Below are 21519 nucleotides of genomic sequence, written 5' to 3' on the forward strand. Positions count from 1 at the left end.
TCATACCACATGACACGAGAGCACGCAGCCATGAAGCCGAAACGATCCCGCAAGCTCTTTTGCACCGTGATCGCGCGGATCATCGACACTCGGACCGGCGAGGAAGCGGGCTTGCTCTACCGCTGGAATACAGGTGCCACGCAAAAGGAATGGCACCATGCACCAATCAAGCAGTTCCGCCTCGAACATCTGCCCGACATGAGCAACTTTCCTTCCATCAGTGACGACTGATCGGAGGACCGGCCTTCACCTCCAAGGGACGCAGCCGGTAATCGGCCACCTTGTCCCCGAACCACTCCAGGCGCCGCTCGCCCGTGTTCCACTGATACTGCGCGCCAACCAGTTGGCCGGTCCTGGTGTCGATGATCTCGGCAATTGCCCGCACGAACAGTCGCTTACCTTTTCCCTTCGCTCCGCTTTGCTTTTCCATCCGAAACCCCCTTTTGGCCCGGCTGGAAAGAAATGGAGAGCGCCGGGAAGCTCGCTTCCCGGCTTGCCCACCGGCGAGGGCAGGAGGGGGACCCGCGCAAGGTTGCGCGTAGGGGGCGAGGGGAGGGGGATCACCCGGCCTGCACGGAGCGCGCAGCGCGCAGGAAGGCCGGGGAAACCCCTCGCCCCCGTCAAGCGCGCGGCCTTGCGTGGGGGAACCAAGCGGTTCCCAAGACGGCCACGCGCCCTTCGCGCATGGCCCACCAGACCGGGGGCGTTCGGCTTGTCCGAATCCCCCCGGAGGCGCGAGTTTCGCGCCTTTGCCGCGATCCTCGCTCTTGCGGGGATCACTCCATCAGTAACCGGCATCGGTCAGAAGTTTGTCGAGGAAGTTGGTGAAGCTGTCCCGTGAATAATGGTTCAGCATCGAGGACAGGATGCCGAAACCCGCCGGATCGAGCCGGGCCTGCATGTCGGCAAACTCGGTTGGCGTGAACCGGAGCCGCGATTGCAAGCGATAGCCGGCTTCTTCGATGCGGTCCTGATGCACGTCCCCAACCCTGATGGTTTTCAGTTCATCACGGAGCTGCGGCTTCATTTTCTTAAGCGCGTGCCGCAGCACGGTCGGAGCCGGTTGGCGCGCGATTGCCGCCCACCGCCCCGCCCGTTCGACCAAATCCTTCGGAACCATGATCGAGACGATCACTTCCACCGTCTCCACGGCCCCTGCCCCGGCAGCTTTCGGCTGCGGCTCGGCTTTTCTGCCTTTCGGGTGCGCCTCCGTCTGCTGGTCAGGTGCTTCCCCGTTCCCGGCGTCAGTTGCAGCCTGGACCTTTGTGCTGTGGGCATCCGGCAGTTCGGGCATAAAGGGCGGGCCTGCGTCCGTTCCGACCGCAGCCTTGCCCTGCCGGTCCGCATCGTCTGGTGCCTCGGGGTGCGCGATAGCGTCCACCGGATCGGGTTCCCCTGCCCTGTCGATCCGAGCCTCTAGGGCCTCACCCGTCTCTGTGGTTCGGGCCGTTTCCAGCTTTTCCTGGAACTCCTCCGATGCCATCGAAAATGCATTGGGTTTGCGGTTCGCCGGTTTTCCGATAACTTCGGTGAAGGCGTGATCGCGCTTGAGGATCATGGCGGGTTTCTTGCGCGGTGCCATCAGACCGCCTCCATTCTTCCGGCAATCGCGCCGTCAAGCAGATCGAGAACGGCGTTCATTTCCTCCAAGGCGTTCGTTAGATGGTTCTGGATGATGCCCTTTCGGGTTTTGTCGCGAATTGCCCCGAGCAGTCCTTCCCCGTCCGTCTGCTTGTAAGCTTTCCGTTCTAGGATCGGTTCTTCAATCGTCGGCATCGTCTCCAAGATATGAACAATGGCCTCCCGTTCGGTTGCGCTCGGATCGGGAGTGATGCCGTTCACGACAATACGGTATTCAGGAACATCGCCGGGATCAGATACGCGCCCTTTCAGACGTTCGTGCCAGACCAGGGTTTCCATTGTTTCCGTGTAGTCGTTCCGGCCAGGCCGGATCGGCGCCACGATCAGATGCGATTGCGTCACCACATCGTCCAAGGCTTCGCTCGCGCCGCCGAACGTGTCGATCAGGACGAGGTGATCGTGCGGCGGTTCTGCGTAGATAGCATCGAGCCGTGCAGTGATTTCGGCGGGGTCATAGGTGTGGATCACCTCGGCCTGATCGCTCCAGTTGCCGAGCCTCACGGCAACCTTCATCCAACCGTAGATACCTTGGCTGCTGTCCGTGTCGAACACCGTCACTCGCTCCCCTCGCGCGACGGCGGCGCTTGCCAGTCCGCGTACCAGGGTCGATTTTCCGCACCCCCCTTTCCGGTTGATCACTGAGATTACTCGCACACCCTTGCCCATAGTCCTGTCCCTTTGCAGTTTCGTGGCCGCGTCACACTTAACGGCAGTCGCCTTGCCTCACTGTATAGCAGTTAAGGAGCATCGGTGAAGGACCGTTGCCTTGAACCGATGCATTGCCGACGATCTGTGTCGATGCTGCATCGATGGTATGCCACGTTGATGGATATAATGTGTGTATTACCGAATATATATTGCTATGAAAAATCGACATATTGTCACGTCAAAACACTATCACACTGACATAGTGTCACGTCGAAGATGTGTTGTGTCTCATCAGCGTCACTATGAATTATTGTATTTTTGAAGAACGTTGCGGTGTCGTTCCGACTACTTGTTGATCTGAAATTCTGCTTCGCAGCGATTCTGTCGATCTGATGAGCTGATCATCTGATCCTATGAAGTTTTGTCACTACGAGTCATCGTTGCAGTTCCAGACTCTGAGCTGCTCTTAGAGCGGCAAAGATGTGCTTCCCTTAGGTCTGGGCCGCCAGCGAGAGGTCCAAGCCTTCTCCTGTGCAACAGAGGCATTCACGCGGGCATACAGAAGCGGACAGCCCTTGGGTCCGCGTCAACTTTTGCCATTTCTCACCTGACGGTTCCGCAGCGCGGCCTTATCGTAGGATCGGTCCTGTCTTGGCGGCGAGGTCGGGATAGCGGTTGACGGAGGGAGCGAAAAAGCGAAGGGTGGAAGTGGCAGGAACTGCCAAATGTTTACAAAGCTGAATCAGGTGGCCCTTGACCCGTCAGAGACTCACTCCTTCCAAGCGCGATGAGGCGATCCGCCGCTTGCGGGCAGGCGGGACCGCCCAAACCGTCGCGGATGCCGTAGGGGCGTCAAAGGACACGATTGCCAAGGTGCGGCAGCACGAGGTTCGCAGCCGCGACAGTGCCACCACAGACGGCAAGCCGGTGTCGGCGCGGCTGACCCCGGCCGAGATCGAGCAGTTGGAGTGGCTGAAAGCCCGCTTCGGATTCGGCTCCAACTCCGATGCAATCCGCGCCCTGGTGCGCGCAGCGTCGGGGATGCTGGAGTTCGATCCGGTGACGGCCGAAAAACTGGACGAGGTTCGGGGCGATCTGCGCAAGATTGGAGTCAACGTGAACCAGATCGCGATGGCATCGAACCGGGGCCGGATCGACTTGGCGCGGCAGGAGTGGCAGGCGGTTGACGAGCTGCGGCGCGCGTTTCCACGAGTGGAGGGCTACCTGCGGGCGGTGGTGAACGAGCAGCGGCGGCGCGGGACGCGGCTGTTCCAGAAGTTCATCGAGGCCGGACGTGGCTGATCTGGCCGATGACCTGATCGGTGAAATCCGCCTCGGCCGGGGCGGAGGTGGGCGATTCAGGAACACCACCTTCGGCAAGGCGCGGCGGGATAGGGCAGGGGGGTCGCTGTTTTCCGCACGGGCGCGCAACCTGTGGCGGGTCGGGCAGGGGTCGAACGCCGCAGTCCTGAAAAAGATCAGTCAGGGCGGCACCCATACTGGCGCGCAACTGGCCGCGCAGTTCGACTATCTGTTCGGCAAGTCGGAAGCGGTGTTCGGCAACGCGGTTGAACTTGAGTGGGGCGCGCGGTCGCTTACCGACGTGCAGCGCAACGATATGGCACTTGATTGGGAGGATGCGTGGTCGGGAGAACCGAAGAACGGCCATACCACGCATCTGCTGCTGTCGTTTCCGGCCGATCTGTCTGCCAAGAGGGCGCTGCGGATCGCAGAGGATTGGGCCTTCGAGATGTTCCAGTCGGGCACTCATGTTGACGACCAGTGGTCCTATGTCGCGGCGCTTCACACTGACAGGGCGCATCCGCATGTCCACATCGTTCTGAACAATCGCGGGCTGCACAACGACGAGTGGTTCTACATCGCCCGCGACAACGTGTTCTGCCTCGACATGATGAAGGAGCGCCTGGTCGAGTTGGCCGCTGACATGGGGGTGGAACTGGATGCGTCCTCGCGGCTAGAGCGGGGCATCCTGACCTATGGCCCTACCCGTGCCGAGATCGAGGGCGCGGCGCGCGAGAAGCGGGCGGTCCACGAGCGCAAGCTGCATGACAAGGCGCTTGAGGACGGCCTTGCGGTGGTGGAACAGAGTGCCGCCACATTGCGGATGCTGGCCTCGATTGCCTCGCTTTCCCGTCTAAAGGACGTGGCGCTTCGCATGGAGCGGGCGGCCGAGATTCTTGAGGCGGGCGGTATTTTGACCCCGAAAGCCCTGGAGATTGAAAACATGGACCTTGAAAAAGCCGAAAGCCGGAAGGAACTGGACCGCGTGTTCACATCCTGGCTGGACAATGCCGAGCGCGAGATTTCCACGCTCGACCCCGCCGACCGGCGCGAAATGCGGCACGAATTGGCCGAGGTTACGACCGAAATCATGCGCGACCTGGGCGATGCGCGCGGGGCCGAGTTGGTGCAGCGTGCGCCCCGTTCCGAGCTATACAAGACGCAAGTTCTGGACGACGAAATCCGGCGTGGCAAGGTGACGATGGATTTGAGCGAGGACGCCGCCCGCGAGGTCAAATCCGCCGTGTTCGAGGCCGGCGAAGCCATCGGCATCGACCGGGAGACGATGGAGCGCCGACTGGAGCATCCGGCCGCGAACGCCTGGCAGGAGCGCGAATGGGTAAAGCAGGATCTTAACGCTGTCTCAAAGGCGCGGGGTTTCGATCTGGACCGCGAGGACGAGCGCCACGCCGCCGCCGATCTGGTGGACCGTTTCTATGCCACCGCCGCCAAGACGCTCAACAACGCCCTTGAGATTGACCACAGCCACGAGAAAGACCGCCTGACGCGGACGCTGGAATCGTTGACCGAGGTTCATCGCCAGCACGGCCGCGTCGAGTTCGAGCATGAGGATCACGCCGAACGCTTCGCCAACGATCTGAAGGAGCGTTACGGGGAAAAGGTGGTCGAGCAGATCGCCGCCGGCGACGACCGGGCGCTTGCGCTCGACTTCCCCGAGCCGGGGCAGCGGCGCGAAATCTCGAAGGCGCTTGTCGTGGCCGCGGAGAGCCACGAGAGCATCGGCCTGACCATGCGGCAGGTGGAGCTTGCCAAGGAACGGCTGCACGAGCGCGACACGCCTGAGCATGAACTGCGCCGCAAAGATCACGACCTGGAGCTGTAGGAGGAGGGCCAATGAACCGCATGAGCGTCGCCATCCCGGCGGGCCTGATCGCCGGGGCCTTCGTCGGCTTGATGATCGGGGGCCTCTGGCTGCAATGGCAGCTCGGGACCAACATGAACGCGGGCAACCCGTTCATCCTGGTAACGGACTTTCCCGGCTTATCCGGGCTGCGCCAAGATCCGTGGCGCACCGCCTATTTGATTGTCGTGGGCGGGTCAGTCTTTCTGGCGCTTGTGGCGCTCGTGTTCAGTTTCACCCACCGGCTGACCACCTACGGCAAGGCTCATTTTCAGACCAAGGGCGAGGTCAGGAAAAGCGGGCTTCTGATGCCCATGGGGGCGGGTCTGGTGTTCGGCAAGTTCGGCAAGCCGGCGAGAAAGAACAGGACCGGGCGCTTCGTCTGCGGCGGCTATGACCAGTTCCCGCACGCTCTGATCGCAGCCCCGACCCGCTCGGGCAAGGGCGTAGGCTATGTCATTCCCAATGTGCTGCTGTTCCCCGGTTCCTGTGTCGTGATGGACGTAAAAGGGGACATCTTCGAGGCCACGTCCCGACACCGGCTGGCGCAGGGCGACGCGGTGTTTCGCTTTGCGCCCTTCGACTTCGAGAACCCGACGCATCGCTACAACCCGCTCGAACGGATTGCCGGGATCACGGATACCGACCAGCGGTTCACCGAACTGTCCAAGCTCGCCAGCTACTTCCTGACGCCCAAGAATGAGAAGGGCGGGGCTTCCGATTTCATTGTGGGCGCGCGGCAGCTTTTCGTTGCGGCTGGGATGCTCGCCATCGAGCGCAAGACGCCGACCATCGGCGCGATCAGTCGCATCCTGTTCGGCAGCGGAAACAAAGAGAAGGCTTACCAGAAGTTTTCGGTCGAGATGCAGCACGAACAGTCCGCTACGATCTTTCTCAACTTCTCAGGCTATTCGGATCGCACCCTGTCGTCCTATTCCTCGGTGCTGGATGGGGCTGGGCTTGGTCTGTGGCTCAACCCGCGCATTGACAAGGTGACGAGCGCCAACGACTTTTCCTGGGACGACATTCGCCGCGCGCCGCACTCGATCTATATTGTCGCCAACTCTGACGACATTCCGACGCTGGCGCCGCTCTTGCGGCTGATGTTTGGGGAGCTGATCGCCACCATGCGCGCCCGGATCCCCGATCCGCGGCTTGAGCCGTGGCCGGTGCAGATCATCCTCGACGAATTTGACCAGCTCGGCCATATGCCGATCATCGTGCAGTCCTTGAAGCAACTCGCTGGACATGGTGCGCGGGTGTCGATCATCACGCAATCCGTTCCGGGGCTTGAAAGCATCTACACGGAGAACGAACGGCTTTCCATCGAGTCCGCAGCGGGCATGAAGCTATACATCGCCCCCAACGAGAAAAAGACCGCCGGGGAAGTGTCCGAGGCGCTTGGCAAGACCACCCGCCTGTCCCTCAGCGACAGCTATTCGCAGGACGCGCAGGGCATCCTGAAACGCTCGATTTCGCGACGCAACGAGGAACGGCCGCTGCTGACACCTGACGAGGTTCGCAAGCTCGACCCGAACAAGATCATCCTGATCCCCGAACGGCAGAACCCGATCCTGGTGGACCGGATCGTTTATTACCAGGATCCCTATTTCAAAACCATCTTTGACGCGCAGAAGGGACCGCTGCCCTATCCCGACTCCATGCGGGCCGAACTGGACGAGTTGAAGGCCAAGGTCACGTCGCTGCAACAAGCGAAAGTAGCCTATCCTCCGGCAGAGAACGCGCGCAAGGACGAGCAAGGAAAGAAGGACAAAGCTGCGGAACAACCAGAGCCGCCGCTAGCCCGCGAGGTCGCGGAAGAAGAACACAAGGCAAAGGTCGAGAAGGTCGCCGCTGAGGAAGGCGCGGCCCAGGAGGCCGAGGCACCCGGCAGCAAACCGGCGGCACTTCCTGCTGACAGTACCGGGCAGTCCGTGGCCGGATCATCGAAAAAGCCGACGCTCGCGCGTGACGTGGCAGAAGAACGACGTGGCGAACATGACAACCGGAGCGACGAGGCCGTGAAGGAAGCCATCAAGAAGAAGGCCCAGTCCAAGATGGACGAGTTTGACGCGCGGCTATTTAGCAAGAAGAAAGCGGCCTAGCCGCTTTCCCCATCAAGCGCGGGAAAGTAGGTTTCTAAAATCCCGCGATCCTCTCCCATGCGGCCGGTCTGCACAATCACGTCGATGGATTCGCGCACATAGTCCCGGATTTCCGCGAGCGTCAGCGGCATCCCCGCCCGCATCACCAGAAAGGCCAGCCGGTTGACCGCCTTGCGAGCGGTCGTGGCATGGATGGTGGTGAAGCTCCCCTCGTGGCCGGTGTTGATGGCTTCCAGGAAAGTGACAGCTTCGACACCTCGCAACTCGCCCAGGATGATCCGGTCGGGACGCAGGCGCAGGGTCATTTCCAGAAGCTTGTCGGCCGCGCGGGCGGAGGCTTCAACCCGTTCGGCAATCAGGCTCACCACGTTCGCTTGCGCGGGCAGCAGCTCGGCCGAGTCCTCGATCAGCACCAGGCGATGCCATTCCTCCACCATCCAGAGCAGGCGTCGGGCCAACTCGGTCTTGCCCGAGGACGTGCCCCCCGAGATCACGATATTCATGCGCGCCTCGATGCAGGCGCGCATGAACTCGTCGGGATCTTGTCCTTTAATTGCCATCTGACGGATCATGCGCAGCCGTTCCAGCCGCTCAGCTTCCAGCGAAACCGTCTGATCGCGCAGGAAGCGGAAGTGCTTGGGCGCTTCTCCTGCGGGCCTGCGACGGAACACTCGGAAGGTGATCGTGGTACCACCAGCAGAAGCCGGCGGGATGATGGCCTGGCAGCGCAGGGTGGCTCCGGCATAATCCACCGTGGTCGAGATCGCGGGCAGGGTATCGGTCAGCGTCAGGCGTTGCTTGTTGGCAATGAGGCCCGCCAGATCCTTGACCTCGACGGGCGAGAGCGCCACATCCGAGAGCGACATGGCGCTGTCGCCCGCGCGCTCCACCCACACCCGCCCATCGCTGTTGATCGCCAGTTCAATCGTGCTGTCCGCCTCGATCAGCGGGCGCAGGACGCGGAGCTTGCTTTCCAGATGCCCAAGCGCCGCCATCAGAGCATTTCCAGATCGGCGTTCACCATGACCATGACGACCGCGCCCTGGTCCACGCTGATCGTTGTCGGAATGTCGATGTAGTCCTTGATAATTGAGCCGACCGTATCGCTGGCGTTGGTGCCGATGTTCTCGGCCGTGTTCACGGCAATGTCGTCGTCGCTGTCACTCTCGACGGCTGCGGCCAGGACGGCGGGCGCGGCACCGATGATCGACACCGCCGCCGCCGCCGCAAAGCGGGACAGGGTGCGGTTGTTGACCCGGCCCGTCACGCCCGAGCGGCCGACGCGATCCGTGCCATAGGCGTCGAGTTCGACCGACTGGCCGTCCGGCGTGACCACCCGATCCCAAGCGACCATGATCCGTCGTTGGCCTTTTTCTATGGACGAGCTGTAGCGCCCGAACAGGCGCGAGCCGCGCGGGATCAGGACATTCGCCATGTCCATCGACCACACGTCATAGCTGACCGTGGCAGCCACATTGCCTTCGAGCTGGCTTGAGATCGCGTTCGCCAGCGTGGCCTCGATCAGCGTGCCCTGGACCACCGTGCGCGAGGGTTCCCCGATCACCTGGGCCTGCACCGCCTCTGTCCGGCCTGCCCGGCGGAAGCGGTCAGCGGCATCAAGGCGTTCATCCGTTCCGCTGGCGTTTCCTTCGCTATTCGATCCGCCGCCCCCTGCGCGATAGGCCACCATCGCGGACTGTGTTCGAGCCTGGAGCATGGCTTCTTCTTCGGCGCGGCGGGCTTCCAGTTCGGCCCGGCGCTGTTCGAGTGCAGCAAGGCGCTGCGCTTCCAGATCAGCCTGCATCTGTGTCTGGCCTGCAATCTGGTCGGCCATGTCGAGTTCCGTCTGGAGGCGCATATTGTCGCGGGTCAGTTCATCAAGCGTCTGGTCCTTGGCTGTCATGTCGTCGCGCAACTGCTGCATTTCCTGCCGCAGCGCATTGAGTTCAGCCGGTTCCGTCCCTGGTGCGGCCCTGGCCGCATCAAGTTCCGCCCGCGCCGCGTCAAGTTCGGCCTTGGCCCGCGCCAACTCTGCCCGTGCCCTTTCCGCATCCGCCTGGGCTTGCGGGTCCGCGACCGTGCGGATTTCTGTTCGGGCCGCAACTGGTTCCGGCGCAGGCGCAGGATCGTTTTCCGTCAGCGTAAAGCCATCAAGGCCGGTGTCGTCCTGGAACTCGCGGACCTCCGAAGTCTGCATGGGGGGCGGCGCTTCTGTCTGGGTTGGCTGCACCGTCGCCACATAGGCCCCACCGGCGAGGCCCGTGGCGAGCATCCCGGCCGGCAAGGCGAACCGCCGCCACCACGGCGCCGCCGCCACCGGCTTCTGCATCCGTTGCAGCCGCGCCTGAAGTTGATCGTCGTCGGCCATCAGCGTGCCCTCCGCCCTTTGCCGGGCTTTGTGCCTTCGATGCAGACATACTCATCGCCGTAGCGCAGCACCCACCGTTCCGAGCGTGCGCCCACGGTGATGATCGTCCCGTTCACGCTGCTGTTGACGCTGGTTTCCCGTCCCTTGGCATCGGCCCGGAAGATCGAGGGGATCGGGGCGCCGGGTGGGATCTGGAACAGCGTTCGCTTACCATCGTCGGAAATCCCGACCGGCGTGAACTCCGCCGCGCCCGTGCGGTTGAGGACGCGATAGGTCATGGGAACTTCCGCCGGGATCGACGCCGAGGCCGCGCGCGAGCGCGAGCCGCCGCTGCCCGGCACGGTGAACTTCACCGACCAGTTGGGTGTGACAGACGAGGACTCGACCACGTTGATGAAGTAGAACCGACGGTTGGTTTCGACCGTCAGGTTGGTGCTGACACCATCGAGAACCGGCTTAACGGTAAAGACGTTCGAGCCTTCGAGCTTGTCCACCTGGAAGGCTTCGCTGTCGCCAATGGCGATCGAGCGGATCGTCTCGCCGTCGCCCAACTCGACAAGGGTGACGTTGCGTACCCGCGTATGGATCGTATAAACCTGCCCCTCCTGGAAGGTGGCATAGGTCAGCCGGCTGTCATTGCCGCCCGCGCGCGGGCGCGCTTCCGCCAGGGCCGCGGCCGGGACGGTGAGCGCGATCAGCGCCGCAATCGTGGTCAGACGGATCATTGCTGGCCCTCCATGTTCTGCGCTTCAAGGCTTTCAGCGGTCACGCGGTAGTCGGTGACGGTAAAGCCAAAGGGATTTTCCCACACGAGTTGCACCGCGCTCGCGGTCGTGGGCTGAAACTCATAGGTGATCGTGGCGTAGAACTTGCCGATCCGGTCCGGCTCGCCCGCCTTCTTGAGCCGCTTGGTGAAGCGGACCTGCGCCGTCTTGGATGCAACCGGGGTGATCGAGAGAATATCCACGATCACCTTGCCGCTCGCGCCATAGATGAGCGGCGGATAGTTGGGGTTTGCCTTGTCCCATTGTGCCTTGAGCGTCGCCTGCATCCGGGGTGCCGACATGCGATACACTTGGAGGATTCGTGCCTCGTTGTCCGCTTCGTCATAGGTTTCGCGGTTCTTGACGTAGTTGTAGAGCAGCGATTGCTCGACCGCCGCACCTTGCTCCACCCCCGCCGCCTCGACACGCACGGCGCGTTCGGCAATCCCGGTGTCCTTGTCCACGATGGTCACAAACGCCTGCGTTTCCTTGAGAGGCAGCGTCAGTCCAGCCACGGCGACGCCTCCCAGGCCTGCCAGAACACCGCCGATGGCGACCATCCAGGCCAGCCGCTCGCGACGGCGGACCCCGAAGATCAGTTCGTTTTCCAGAATCGTCCTGCTGTCAGACTCGCGGTCCGCCATCGCATCCTCCACGTTTCGATAGGGTCAGGCGCGCTACTTGCGCTTGCCCTGCATAATTTCGATGCCCTGCATTTTCCTGCGCCATTCGGCGCCTTTTTCCGCCCACTCGCGGTCGCGGGCGCGAGCCGCCATCGCTGGGGTCTTGCCGGTGCGAGCGCCCGAAGCAGCGGCTTCGGCACGCGGAGCGACATACCGGCCGAGCATCTTTCCGGGTGTTGCCACCGCGCGGAGCGCCTCGGGGGCAAAGTTGGCGAGCTGAAAGCTGCCGGTGATGTGCGAAGCCGCAGTCGGGATCGCCAGAAGGGCGAAGATGCCGACGAAAGCAACAACCAGGAAACCGACGATCATGGCGGCTGTTTCCACATCGGCTTGCGGTCTGAATTGTGCGTCAGCCATCGACACCACCGCACCGATCACCGCTGCCGCTGCCACGGGATAGAGCAGGTAACCCACGAAGGCGGTCAGCCACGCCTCGAACAATGTCTTGGTCCGCTCGAAGATCGTGGCAATCATCGCGAGCGGCGCCACGCCGAGCAGGAACGCAATCATGATCTTGGAGAAGCCGACGATCAGGACATAGGCCGCCATCAGGATCGACAGGACGATGAACAGGAGCGCCGAAATGACCCCCCGCGCAATCGAACTGACTGCGCTGGCGACCCCATCCGACACATCGGACATCTGTACCGCAAACTTGTCCATCGCAGCTTCCGGCGTCGGCACGTCACCCTGGAAGAAGCTCAAGGCGAGGCTGCCCATACCCGATGACAAGGCATCATAAATCGTGCCGAAGTTGGCCCAAGATCGGGCAAAGATGAACACCAGCACGATCCGCGAGACGAGCTGCCAGGCATCGCGCATGGACATGCGGCTCACGCCAAGCGCCATCTGCACCCCGATCAGCACGATGAGCAGCGTGGTCACGATAGTCAGCATCGGATCAAGCGCATTGGCCGTGGAGGTGAAATACTTCTCGCCCACGTTCAAAACGGCTTTATCAAGAGTTCCAATGATGTTCTCGACTAAAGCCATTAGTATTCACCACACATGGCAGTGACGATTTTCAATTGTCGGTCATATTCGTTGTAGAGGTCGCTTGTGTGCTTAGGTTCAAGAACCTCGACTGCGAACCTGTCGCGCAGCCGATCCTCGAACATGGTAACCGCCTCATGAGGAATGACCTTGCCAGCACAGGTGCAGTCCTTGGTCGCAATGACGTTCGTGACCGACAAATAGCCAGATATATCCCGGTAGGCTCGATCTCCAGGATCACCATGACGTCGGAGGTTCGCCTGCATTTCCGGGGTCTTTTCGCAGGTCCGATAAGGCTGGTTGTCGTTCGCGCTCGGCACCCGCTCGATGCCGGACACGTCCACATCGGGGCCAAGGTCGAGGTTCAGATAATCTTCCTCCGCCTGCCGCTCGGCCTTGCTCATCCCCGCCTGCATTTCCAGCAGCTCCTTGAGTTCAGGCTCGGGCGCATCGATGCTGCCAAAGAAGCTGTCTTGCTCCTGGGCGGGCACCGCGCCGCCGTCTGGAGGCATCATCTGCGCCATCGCCAGCGTGCCCACCGCCAGGATCACCAGTCCGCCTGCGAGAACCGTCCGCTTCATGCTCATTCCTCCAGCCTCATCCGCAGGTATTTTTCCTCGTCTGCGGCGGTCGCGGCGTCCATGACGCCCATGTTGCCCTGACCGACCGTCTGGATCGCTTCCATAGACCACACATTGGCGAGCGCGATGCCAAGCTCGGCTGTGACCCGCGTGTTGAGGTCGATCGCTTCCTTCAACCCGCCCGTGTCGGGGATCTTCTGCACGAGGCCGTCGAGCCGGGTCAGGCTGTCCTTGGCCGCTTCCGACGAGCTTTCCGCCGCCACGCTCATAAAGGCGTTGACGTTGGCCGACTGGCCGATGCGCGAAGCGGTCTGATCCTCGCTTTGCGCCAGCGTGTCCACGCGATCCCGCGACAGGCCCGATTTCCCGAACGTGCTGTCCACATGGCCGGTGACGGTTCCGCCGCCCCGGAAGGCATCGCCCGAGGCCAGAACCCGGCCCCAATCGCCGGACCGCGCCGCCTCGACCGAGGTGGTCAGGTCCGCAAAATCGGGCAGAATGTCTTGTAGAAAGCTGTCGGGATCGACGCCCAGGTCCGCCAGCGTCAGCCCGTTGCGCAACGCGTCGATCTGGTTTTGCAGCAGCAGGATCTGTTCCAGTAGTTGCCGGGTTTGCTCATCGAGCTTCACGTTCTGCGCGATCTGCTCCTTGAGTTGCAGCTTCGCCTCGACAAGCTGATCTGTCAGCTTTGCCAAGCTAGTCACGTCGATGGTCGGCACGCCTTGGCCGCCCGCAGGCACCGCGAGGGCGCAGGCAACGGCGCCGATGGCCAGGACTTTCGTTGTCAGCTTCATCCGTCCAACCTCACTCGCAGGTATTTTTCATCTCGCGCATAGGCTTCCAGAAGTAGCGCATACCGCACCGCCTCAACCTTGCGCTGCACCGCTTGCAGCCGCGCCAGGATCACCGCCATGCGCGCCACTTCCGCCCGCGTGTAGGTGTTCAGGTCCATTGCGGTTTTCACCGACCCGGTGTTCTCGACTTGCAGCAGGATTTGCCGCAGCCGGGTCATGGAACCGTGCATCGTGTTCATGCTGACGGCCGCGTAGCCCATGGCCGCGTCCGACAGGTTCGAGGCTTCCGCAATCACCATGTCGCGCGGATCAAGCGTGCCGACCGCCTCCGCGTTGCCGTCCATCCGGGCCGCGTAGCGGTTGTAGTAGCCCGTGATCTTCACGATATAATTCTGCGTTTCCTTGTAGGGCGGAATGCCGTTGTATTTCTGGACCGCGCCTGGCCCGGCGTTGTAGGCGGCGAGCGCCAGCGGCATCGAACCGAACATCCCCAGGCCCTTCAGGAGATAGCGAGCGCCGCCGTCGAGCTGCATCCGAGGGTTCTGGCGGCTGCCATTGTCAGGGATGCCAAGCTCCGTGAAGGTGCCGGGCATGATCTGCGTCAGGCCGAACGCGCCGACATGGCTTGTCGCCCCGATGGAGAAGTTCGACTCCTGCTTGACAAGCGCCTGTAGCCAGCAGCGGAACTCGACCGCGTTGATGCTCGCCTTTTCCAGGGCAGGGTGCCCTGCATATTTCTTTGCGGTGTCAGAGATCATCTGTTCGATCGTGACCGGCGCATCCCCCATGATCCGTTCGGCATAGGGGTTGCTGTCCTCGATAGCATAGATTTCCGCAGCACCTATAAACGCACCGCCCCCGCCCGAAACGCCCGCACCTTCGAGATCGGGCACGAATTGCGAGGTTTCGGTGAGCAGGTCCAGCGTTTCCTGCGCCGCCGCCAGTTGTTCGGTGCGGGCCTCGACCTGGCGGAGCCGTTCCTCGTTCCTGGCCTGCGCTTCCTTGGTTTTGGCAGCTTCTTCACGCAACCCGAGGACTTCAAGCGCGATCCGCTTGAAGTCGCCAATCGGCACGCCCTGCCCGGCGACCCCGGCCGGGATCGCCGCCGCGCCGATCAGCGCCAGAGCCAGAACGGATTTGCGGCCCCGCACCATCACCTCCTTACCGGCAGTTGGCCGAGGCGACGAAAGCCATGCTTGACCAGCAGTTGGTCTTGCGGATCGGCTGTTCGGCGCAGCCCGTGAGCGATGCGGCCAGAGCCGCGAGGATCAGAACCCTACGCATCATCAGTCCTCCAGAAATGTTTGCGGCTGGCATAGTCCGGCCCGAAGGCCCGGATGCCAGCTTCGCCGCCCCCGAGCGCCGTCAGCAGGGGGCCGAGCGGCGAAAGATCGACGTTCAGGATCGTGGAGCCGTCATGGCTGCGCAGAAGCGCCTGGCGCTGCGCAGTCCGCCCGGTCAGGACGAAGTGCAGCTCGTTATCCGTGAGGCCGAAGCCCTCGTAGTCGGGCACATCGGCGGCGCGGTTCGGAAAGATCACCTGGTTCGGCATCCCCTGGATGATCGAGCCGGATCGGCTTTCCCTGATCTGCGACGGGAACTGCGTTAGCAGCGCCACCACCACATTCAGCTTGCGCACCGTCACCAGCCACTTCGGCAACCAGCGGGCAAAGAACTCGTCGTCAAAGACCGTCGAAGCCTCATCAATAACCAGAATAGTCGGACGCTTTTCCTCGAACAGCAGCTCCAGGCGGCGGAAAATGTAGGATAGCACCGCCGTTCGCTCCGTCGCCATCGACAGGATTTCCGTGAGATCAATGCCGGTCACGTTCGCGGACAGGTCGATCACCGGCTGATCGGCTTCCCCGAACACCCAATTATAGCGACCCTCCGGTCCCCATTCCGCGAGCTTCATGGCAAGGGCGCGGTTGTCGCCCACGTCCCCAATCAGATCCCCGAAATGTGCGAATGTCCGCAGCTCATCGGGGGCCTGCCCATTCTGGCGCACCGCGCTTTTCAGGGCCTCGGCTTGGTGCGGCGACAGCTTGTCCTCGCCGCGTTCTACCAGCCGCGCGAGCCAGTCCATCTGCCACGCCTCGCCGCGCGGACCACGCTCGGTCAGGAGCGGATTGAGGCCGGTCGGTTGGCCCGCGCGGATCGCCGTGTAGCGGCCCCCCATTGCAGTGATCGCCATGCGCAGCGCCTGATCCTTGTCGAACAGGATCACGCGCGCACCCGCGCGCTGCGATTGCGCCGCGAGGAAAGCCACTGTCGAGGATTTGCCGCCGCCGGACGGCCCCAGAAACAGCGTGTGCCCAATTGTGGGTTCGGCGTTCGGATCGCCCGGCGCGTGGAAGCTGAACCGGTGCGCTGCCCCCGTCACCGTCTGGAACACTGTGATCGGCGTCCGCCAGGGCAGTTCATCTGCCACGGCCCCGGCCTTCGTCATGTGGAACGAGGCCATGTCGGCAAAATTGATCGACTTGGTAAGGGGGTTCCAGATCTGGTAGTCCTGGTTGCCCGGATGCGTGGCAAAATAGGTTGCAGCCAGCGTGTCGTCGCAGCGCACGAGCTTGACCTTGGCCTGCTCCGCCACGCTGCGGACCTGCGACACCCGTTCTTCAAGCGCGGCCTCGTTGTCCGCAAACACCGTGATTGTCAGTTGATGCTCGCCAAAACCGCAACGGCCGGACTCCACATCATCATAGGTCTGGCGCAAGTCGTCCGCGATGGAGCCGACCAGATCGCCCGCCGCCTCCATCTGCTGGATGCGGCGCTTCGCCAACTCGCTCACCTTCGTCATGGAAACAGGCGTGTAGGCGTGCGAGATCACCGTGTCGGTGCCGGTATCGAGCGCATCGAGCATCCCCGGCCAGGTCTGGTTGGCGTTGCGCCAGACCGACAGGACGGCCGCAAAGCGGGGCACGTCAAAGCCGTCGCGGAACTCCGCCACCGACCCCTTGATATGCACCGAAAAAAGCGACACGTCCTCGGCAATCAGCGTGTGCAGCCCGCGATACTCGGGCCTGTAAAGGCCGGTGCTGATGGCGCTGTAGAATCCGAGCAGTGTTCCGTCGCTGATCCTGAGCCGCTTCGCCTTGACCCCAAGACTCGTTTCCAGGATTGAGACGACCTCGCGCAATTCGCTCAAGCGTTCGGCGGTATTGCGGTCCAGAAGCCGCTTCGCGGCCCTGGCGAACAGCGGCACCTTGAGTGGCACCCGCTTGTTGCGCACCACTGTCAGCACCAGCATGAACTCCCGCAGGTTGCGGCCCGACAGGTGGCTGCGCCAGGCGGTTTCCACATCATGCGCGAAGCCATCGCCATAGATCGGCTTCAATCCGAAAGCGGCCGGACGCATCAGCCGGTGGACATAAAAGGTGAACCGATCATCGAGGCCGTCCATGATGGACGCGACGTTCTTTGCGAGATCGAGAATGTCTCGATCCGATGCCGTGATCCCGTCAAGGCCCTGGATCTCGAAGCTCATCATTAGCGCGTTGTCACGAGTGCGGACAGTGTGGTCGTCCACTTCGAGCGCATAGGGCATTTCCGCATAGAACTGCGTGGATTTCGGCACATGGGCCTGCGCCCGTTCGCTGATCGGGCCGATCTTTGCGTTAAACATAATGGCGGCCCGCCTTCCGCTTCTTGCGTGACAGCGCCGGCGGGGTCTTGTTCAGAACCACCGCAACTGCCTTGTGGCCGTTCGGATTGACCGCGACGATGGCGCGGGCAACCCCATACCAGAGCGGCCCTGTGACCAGCCACGCAATCGCCTTGATCCAGATGAACGGCAGCATAGTGAGCGCGCCCACTGCCATCATGTAGGGCATCGGCAGGCCAAGGAGCTTGGCCTGCCGAGAAAGCCCGAGAATGACGGCGTGCCGCTCCATCAGCTGAACACCGACCGCAAATCGGCAACGAAGCCAGGCGCACCGAACACCAGCAAAGCGCCCAACGCGATCATCAGCACCCACATCCAACTGATCTTGTTGAACGCAGCCGCGAACCCGGCCAGCACAATCGCCACCGTGAAGAACACGGTAGCGATATTGCCGCGAATCCAAGTTGTAAAACCGGTGCCGACCGTATCGGCCTTGGAGAAATCAACGGCAGATTGCGCCAGGGCATCGCCCGCAATTCCCGTCACGACGAGGGCTGCTGCAAGAGCCAGCATCAGGGAGTAGTTTTTCGTCACAGGAAAAATCCTTTTCTATTGGCGCAGGATGCGGTCGCGCTCCGCGAGGACGCGGATCACGTAATCACGGGTTTCGCGATAGGGTGGGACGCTGTTGCGGTATTTCTGCACCGCGCCCGGCCCGGCGTTGTAGGCGGCGAGGGCCAGCATTGGGGAGCGAAATGTCTGGAGCTGATTGAGCAGGTAGCGCGCGCCGCCATCGAGATTTTGAACCGGATCGTGTGGATTAACCCCAAGCTTCGCCGCCGTGCCCGGCATCAGTTGCGCGTAGCCGATAGCCCCCTTGTGGCTTCGCGCGCGTGGATTGAAGCGCGACTCCTGCCAAACGAGCGCCTGGAACAGCGCCGCCCATTCCTGCGGTGCGATGTTGTTGAGTTTGAGGGCAGGATGGTGCTGGTAGCGCAATGCAACGCTGCGAACGGCAGCAATGCCTGCCGCGTGCCCCGGATTGGACGGGATTGCCGCCCGAGATGCCGCGCGAGGTTCGAGCAGCATCATTGCATCGGCTTCAAAGTCTGCAACTTCCAGATCAGTTGTCGCCACCTTGGGCTGTAGCGGGACAATCAAGCGACCTGCGGCATCGTATCGTTGCACGGAACTGGTTCGCGATCCGCCGATCTGCTTTCCGCCAGCATCGAAGCGGATCACATCTGCCTCAGCAGGAGCTATCGTCACTGCGGCGGCAAGCAGGGCGGCACAGGCAGCGTCAATCCACCGGCGGGTTCGCACCGCGCTTTCGATTCGAGCGTCGGCCACCTGCCCGCATGGGAAGATTGACGCCATCATACCCCAAGCCGACGAGCAGGCTGATAACACCGATGATTGTCTTGATTTCGCGAGGCTGCTTGGTTTTGCGCTGCGTGACCAAGACCATTTCCGACTCGCCATCTGGTGAGACAGCCCGGATGTTCCACTTCCCCATGAAATACTGTCCTGTGTATTGAGGGTCGTCCACGCACACGACCTCTGTCGTGTAGCCCTGATCGACCAACTCTCGCAGACCTTCTTCTGACACACCGTTCGTCAACTCTATCTTGGTTGGCATTTACGTTGTGGTCCTTCCTCACCGGCTGGTTTGGGGGCCATGCCCCTTGCTACGACACGAGTCCCGCACTATCAATACTTTGTTTTTGATCTACAGAAGTCGCCTTCCGCACATTCATCGGAAACAAACATAGGATCAAAGACATAGAATGGTCAGCTATCCATAAAGGCAGCTTGAAGATCATGTGGAAAATACAGAGCTGTTGCTGTTCAGCAACAATCATTGCTGCTCTCGCAGCGGCCGCACCAGTCTGCGTCCCGCCTGTAGCTCCGTTCATGCCCGAAAGTGACGCTACGTTCAAGGAATATGCTGACTTAGTTAATAGCGATTTTGAACGCTACTTCTCTGAATTATCGACATATTCTTCTTGCCTTCATCATGCTCATACCGAGCTTCTTGCAGAAGCACAGGCTGTGTCGCAGCTTCATAGGGAGTTCCTGGCACGTGCGGAAGCACTTGGCGTCACACGAAAGGCTGCAACACCCTCGGAGTAGTCCGCCCGAGACATGGATTAAAATCATAGTATTGCAGGAACGTTTTTAGGTTGTTATCAAAAATACAGCCGTGTGTCGCACGAGGATTCTCGATGAAGCGATCTTTAAATCTTGCAGCCGCCTGTGCGATTGCTGGCGCGAGCGCCTCAATTGCCCCGGCACAAGCGTACCCGATTGATTGCGCAATCCTTCTCTGCATGGCAGGCGGCTTTCCCGCGTCAGTCGAGTGCAGCCGGGCCAAGGCAGAAGTGATCCGCAGAATCACGCCCTGGCCGGTTGAGCCGCCGCTGCAACTCTGGCGGTGCCCAATGGGTGGCGGTGGCATGAGCCTCCCAAGTGGAGGTGGATCTGACAGCATCCCGCCCGAGGTCGCCCAATATCGTGACGCCATCGAACTCTGGCAGCTTTCCAAGCATGTGACGAACGGCAGCGGAGGACGAGACGTTTACACCAGCACGGCTCGCTACGGGTATGCGCCTTCGTCTGGTGATTGGGTCCGGTTTCCAGCCCATGACGACGAGTTGCCCGAATGGCTCGATGACACGATCAGGCAGAAGACCGGCAGAGGATTTCAGGACGAGTATGGTCGAGCCTTCAGGAGCATCGTGGTTCGAATGCAGGACTACACAGGCGCCTACATGACCGAGTGGGTGAGCTACTGATGAATTGCCGCCGAGGTCTACACAAAGAATTGCCGCTAAGCCCCTGCTGGCGTAGGCTGTTCGGCAAAATGCCCGAAACGGGAGGGACGAGCGGAATCGGATAAACACCAGCCCATAAAGGAAACCCCCCGCGCGGGGGTCCGCACGAGGGGGCTTGGGAAGCATAACACAGGTTTGGCGACCTGAATTAGCAAGACATCTCACCTGCTATAGTTAGCTGCCTACTCCCGGAAATCAAGAGCAAAAAGCGCATCTGTGCGACCGGATGAGGCTTGCCTGCGGACACCGCGCTTCTTGTGACACAGGAGCAGCACTTGACGACTGTAGCAGCCGCAGCAGGCGGCGATTTTTTCAGATGCCTTGGCGTTCTGGCCCAGGCTTGCACCGACGCGCGCCCTCAAGGCCGGACGCGCTTGCACCGCAACTCTCACCGGGCGGGTGCCTGTGAAGCCACATTCTGGCGCAGCACCACGCGGCAGGAGGTGCAGAAGATCATCAAGGCGGCGCAGCGATACGAGCTGCACGGCCGCAAGCCCGGCAGACGCAACGGACCCTTGGGAAGCATCGCCTTGGAGATCCTGGCGCTGTTCGGCAATCTGATCAGCTTCAAGACAGGACGGCTGGACCCTTCCCTTGATTGGATCATGGGCAGGTTGAAGCGGTCGAGGGACGCCGTTGTTCGCGCCTTGAAGGCGCTGCGTGACAACGGCTTTCTGGATTGGCTGCGTCGGTTCGAGCCAACTCCGAATAAAGGCCGTGGCCCTCAGGTCCGGCAGGTCAGCAACGCTTATCGTCTTTTCGCACCCAAGCGTGCCCTGGCACTTCTCGGTCGCTGGTCCGGACGTCCTTACCTGCCAGATGACGATGCCGCTGCACGGGCTGACAGGAAGGCCATCGAGGCCGAGTATGTGGCATCGCTCGATCTGGGGGCGTTCGCCAGTTTCCAGTGTGGTGACTCACCTCTCGGGAGGGCACTGGCGCAGATGGGTCAAGCCCTGGACTTACGCGAGTCTGCCAAGCGGACTGAATCCCAGTCTACCTCTTATTCTTATGTCCCGATGTAGAACGAAGGCGTGACACAGATGCACTCAGACTGATCCGTCAGCTTTGACGGCACCCGAGCATGGCTATGAACATAGCCTGTGGAAGCCGCACGGCACATCAGAACTGTCGCACAAGCTGAACCATCCCAATGAAGATGGTGTTATGATAATTGGGCAAATCATTGAAAGTAAACCATTATTTCTCCATAATCATGGTTATCTGCCAAGGGCTGGCAGCGCGGGTGGATTCACAAACGAAGTGCAAATGCCAAAGTAATACAGGTATTTGCATTGAGGTTGACGAATGGCTTCCCACTACCAGCACCTGAGCTTT

23 protein-coding genes are annotated in these 21519 nt (G+C 61.5%); 6 read left to right on the forward strand and 17 right to left on the reverse strand.

Translation table 11 applies throughout. The annotated features are described in order from the left end of the window. The first annotated feature begins 30 nt into the window (after positions 1–30). Positions 31–231 (forward strand): hypothetical protein, encoded by a 201-nt coding sequence (locus CHB77_RS16830; RefSeq protein ID WP_089389341.1) that lies wholly within the window; start codon positions 31–33, stop codon positions 229–231. On the opposite strand, the gene CHB77_RS16835 is transcribed toward CHB77_RS16830, so the two are convergent. The 3 genes from CHB77_RS16835 to CHB77_RS16845 all read right to left on the reverse strand — a co-directional run bounded on the left by CHB77_RS16835 (position 218) and on the right by CHB77_RS16845 (position 2307). After that, complete coding sequence (locus CHB77_RS16835) at positions 218–430, reverse strand: hypothetical protein (RefSeq protein ID WP_089389342.1); 213 nt, start codon at positions 428–430, stop codon at positions 218–220. The two genes, CHB77_RS16830 and CHB77_RS16835, sit on opposite strands and share 14 nt — an antisense overlap. A gap of 354 nt (positions 431–784) precedes the next feature. Next, complete coding sequence (locus CHB77_RS16840; protein WP_141133745.1) at positions 785–1582, reverse strand: hypothetical protein; 798 nt, start codon at positions 1580–1582, stop codon at positions 785–787. Then, on the reverse strand, positions 1582–2307 hold the full coding sequence (locus tag CHB77_RS16845; protein ID WP_089389344.1) for a nucleotide-binding protein: 726 nt from the start codon (positions 2305–2307) through the stop codon (positions 1582–1584). The genes CHB77_RS16840 and CHB77_RS16845 overlap by 1 nt, the downstream gene beginning before the upstream one ends. 735 nt (positions 2308–3042) lie before the next feature. Between CHB77_RS16845 and CHB77_RS16850 the strand changes: the two genes are divergently transcribed. Genes CHB77_RS16850 through CHB77_RS16860 form a run of 3 tightly spaced genes read left to right on the forward strand, consistent with a single transcriptional unit; the run spans position 3043 to position 7557 of the window. Then, on the forward strand, positions 3043–3591 hold the full coding sequence (locus CHB77_RS16850; RefSeq protein WP_176430368.1) for a DNA mobilization endonuclease VirD1/MobC family subunit: 549 nt from the start codon (positions 3043–3045) through the stop codon (positions 3589–3591). After that, complete coding sequence (locus tag CHB77_RS16855; protein ID WP_089389346.1) at positions 3584–5434, forward strand: relaxase/mobilization nuclease domain-containing protein; 1851 nt, start codon at positions 3584–3586, stop codon at positions 5432–5434. Before CHB77_RS16850 ends, CHB77_RS16855 begins: the two co-directional genes overlap by 8 nt. Positions 5435–5445: 11 nt before the next feature. Beyond that, on the forward strand, positions 5446–7557 hold the full coding sequence (locus tag CHB77_RS16860; RefSeq protein ID WP_089389347.1) for a type IV secretory system conjugative DNA transfer family protein: 2112 nt from the start codon (positions 5446–5448) through the stop codon (positions 7555–7557). Here CHB77_RS16860 and CHB77_RS16865 read toward each other — a convergent pair. The 14 genes from CHB77_RS16865 to CHB77_RS18445 are packed head-to-tail and all read right to left on the reverse strand — an operon-like array spanning position 7554 to position 18986. Continuing rightward, positions 7554–8552: an ATPase, T2SS/T4P/T4SS family gene (locus CHB77_RS16865; RefSeq protein ID WP_089389348.1), complete on the reverse strand. Its 999-nt coding sequence runs from the start codon at positions 8550–8552 to the stop codon at positions 7554–7556. The two genes, CHB77_RS16860 and CHB77_RS16865, sit on opposite strands and share 4 nt — an antisense overlap. After that, positions 8552–9925 carry a TraB/TrbI/VirB10 family type IV secretion system protein gene (locus CHB77_RS16870; protein WP_089389349.1) on the reverse strand — a complete coding sequence of 458 codons (1374 nt, stop codon included), beginning with the start codon at positions 9923–9925 and terminating at the stop codon, positions 8552–8554. The genes CHB77_RS16865 and CHB77_RS16870 overlap by 1 nt, the downstream gene beginning before the upstream one ends. Next, positions 9925–10650, reverse strand: coding sequence for a TrbG/VirB9 family P-type conjugative transfer protein (locus CHB77_RS16875; protein ID WP_089389350.1), 726 nt, complete (start codon positions 10648–10650; stop codon positions 9925–9927). Before CHB77_RS16875 ends, CHB77_RS16870 begins: the two co-directional genes overlap by 1 nt. Beyond that, on the reverse strand, positions 10647–11333 hold the full coding sequence (locus CHB77_RS16880) for a VirB8 family type IV secretion system protein (RefSeq protein WP_089389351.1): 687 nt from the start codon (positions 11331–11333) through the stop codon (positions 10647–10649). The genes CHB77_RS16875 and CHB77_RS16880 overlap by 4 nt, the downstream gene beginning before the upstream one ends. Positions 11334–11366: 33 nt before the next feature. Continuing rightward, positions 11367–12365, reverse strand: coding sequence for a TrbL/VirB6 family protein (locus tag CHB77_RS16885; RefSeq protein WP_089389352.1), 999 nt, complete (start codon positions 12363–12365; stop codon positions 11367–11369). Further along, complete coding sequence (locus CHB77_RS16890) at positions 12365–12946, reverse strand: hypothetical protein (RefSeq protein ID WP_089389353.1); 582 nt, start codon at positions 12944–12946, stop codon at positions 12365–12367. Before CHB77_RS16890 ends, CHB77_RS16885 begins: the two co-directional genes overlap by 1 nt. Positions 12947–12948: 2 nt before the next feature. After that, positions 12949–13740, reverse strand: a complete 792-nt coding sequence (locus CHB77_RS16895; protein WP_089389354.1) for a type IV secretion system protein — start codon at positions 13738–13740, stop codon at positions 12949–12951. Further along, on the reverse strand, positions 13737–14894 hold the full coding sequence (locus CHB77_RS16900) for a lytic transglycosylase domain-containing protein (protein ID WP_089389355.1): 1158 nt from the start codon (positions 14892–14894) through the stop codon (positions 13737–13739). The genes CHB77_RS16895 and CHB77_RS16900 overlap by 4 nt, the downstream gene beginning before the upstream one ends. Before the next feature lie 7 nt (positions 14895–14901). Further along, positions 14902–15027 carry a hypothetical protein gene (locus tag CHB77_RS18810; protein WP_280522758.1) on the reverse strand — a complete coding sequence of 42 codons (126 nt, stop codon included), beginning with the start codon at positions 15025–15027 and terminating at the stop codon, positions 14902–14904. Continuing rightward, entirely contained in the window at positions 15017–17368 is a 2352-nt protein-coding gene (locus tag CHB77_RS16905) for a VirB4 family type IV secretion/conjugal transfer ATPase (protein WP_089389356.1), read from the reverse strand. The genes CHB77_RS18810 and CHB77_RS16905 overlap by 11 nt, the downstream gene beginning before the upstream one ends. Then, a complete protein-coding gene (locus CHB77_RS16910) occupies positions 17361–17636 on the reverse strand; it encodes a VirB3 family type IV secretion system protein (protein ID WP_089389357.1) in 276 nt (91 codons plus the stop codon). Before CHB77_RS16910 ends, CHB77_RS16905 begins: the two co-directional genes overlap by 8 nt. Further along, positions 17636–17941 (reverse strand): TrbC/VirB2 family protein, encoded by a 306-nt coding sequence (locus CHB77_RS16915; RefSeq protein ID WP_141133747.1) that lies wholly within the window; start codon positions 17939–17941, stop codon positions 17636–17638. Before CHB77_RS16915 ends, CHB77_RS16910 begins: the two co-directional genes overlap by 1 nt. 15 nt (positions 17942–17956) lie before the next feature. Next, a complete protein-coding gene (locus tag CHB77_RS16920) occupies positions 17957–18589 on the reverse strand; it encodes a lytic transglycosylase domain-containing protein (RefSeq protein WP_244898846.1) in 633 nt (210 codons plus the stop codon). 58 nt (positions 18590–18647) lie between these two features. After that, positions 18648–18986, reverse strand: a complete 339-nt coding sequence (locus CHB77_RS18445) for a hypothetical protein (RefSeq protein ID WP_176430369.1) — start codon at positions 18984–18986, stop codon at positions 18648–18650. A gap of 586 nt (positions 18987–19572) precedes the next feature. Between CHB77_RS18445 and CHB77_RS16925 the strand changes: the two genes are divergently transcribed. Together CHB77_RS16925 and CHB77_RS16930 are read left to right on the forward strand one after the other, a co-directional pair. Next, positions 19573–20142, forward strand: a complete 570-nt coding sequence (locus tag CHB77_RS16925) for a hypothetical protein (RefSeq protein ID WP_089389359.1) — start codon at positions 19573–19575, stop codon at positions 20140–20142. 314 nt (positions 20143–20456) lie between these two features. After that, the gene (locus CHB77_RS16930; protein ID WP_217896912.1) at positions 20457–21206 is read left to right on the forward strand and encodes a helix-turn-helix domain-containing protein; all 750 of its coding nucleotides are present in this window, start codon (positions 20457–20459) and stop codon (positions 21204–21206) included. Positions 21207–21519: the final 313 nt, after the last annotated feature.

The sequence above is a fragment of the Paracoccus sediminis genome, from assembly GCF_900188295.1.
GTDB classification, from domain to species: Bacteria; Pseudomonadota; Alphaproteobacteria; order Rhodobacterales; family Rhodobacteraceae; genus Paracoccus; species Paracoccus sediminis.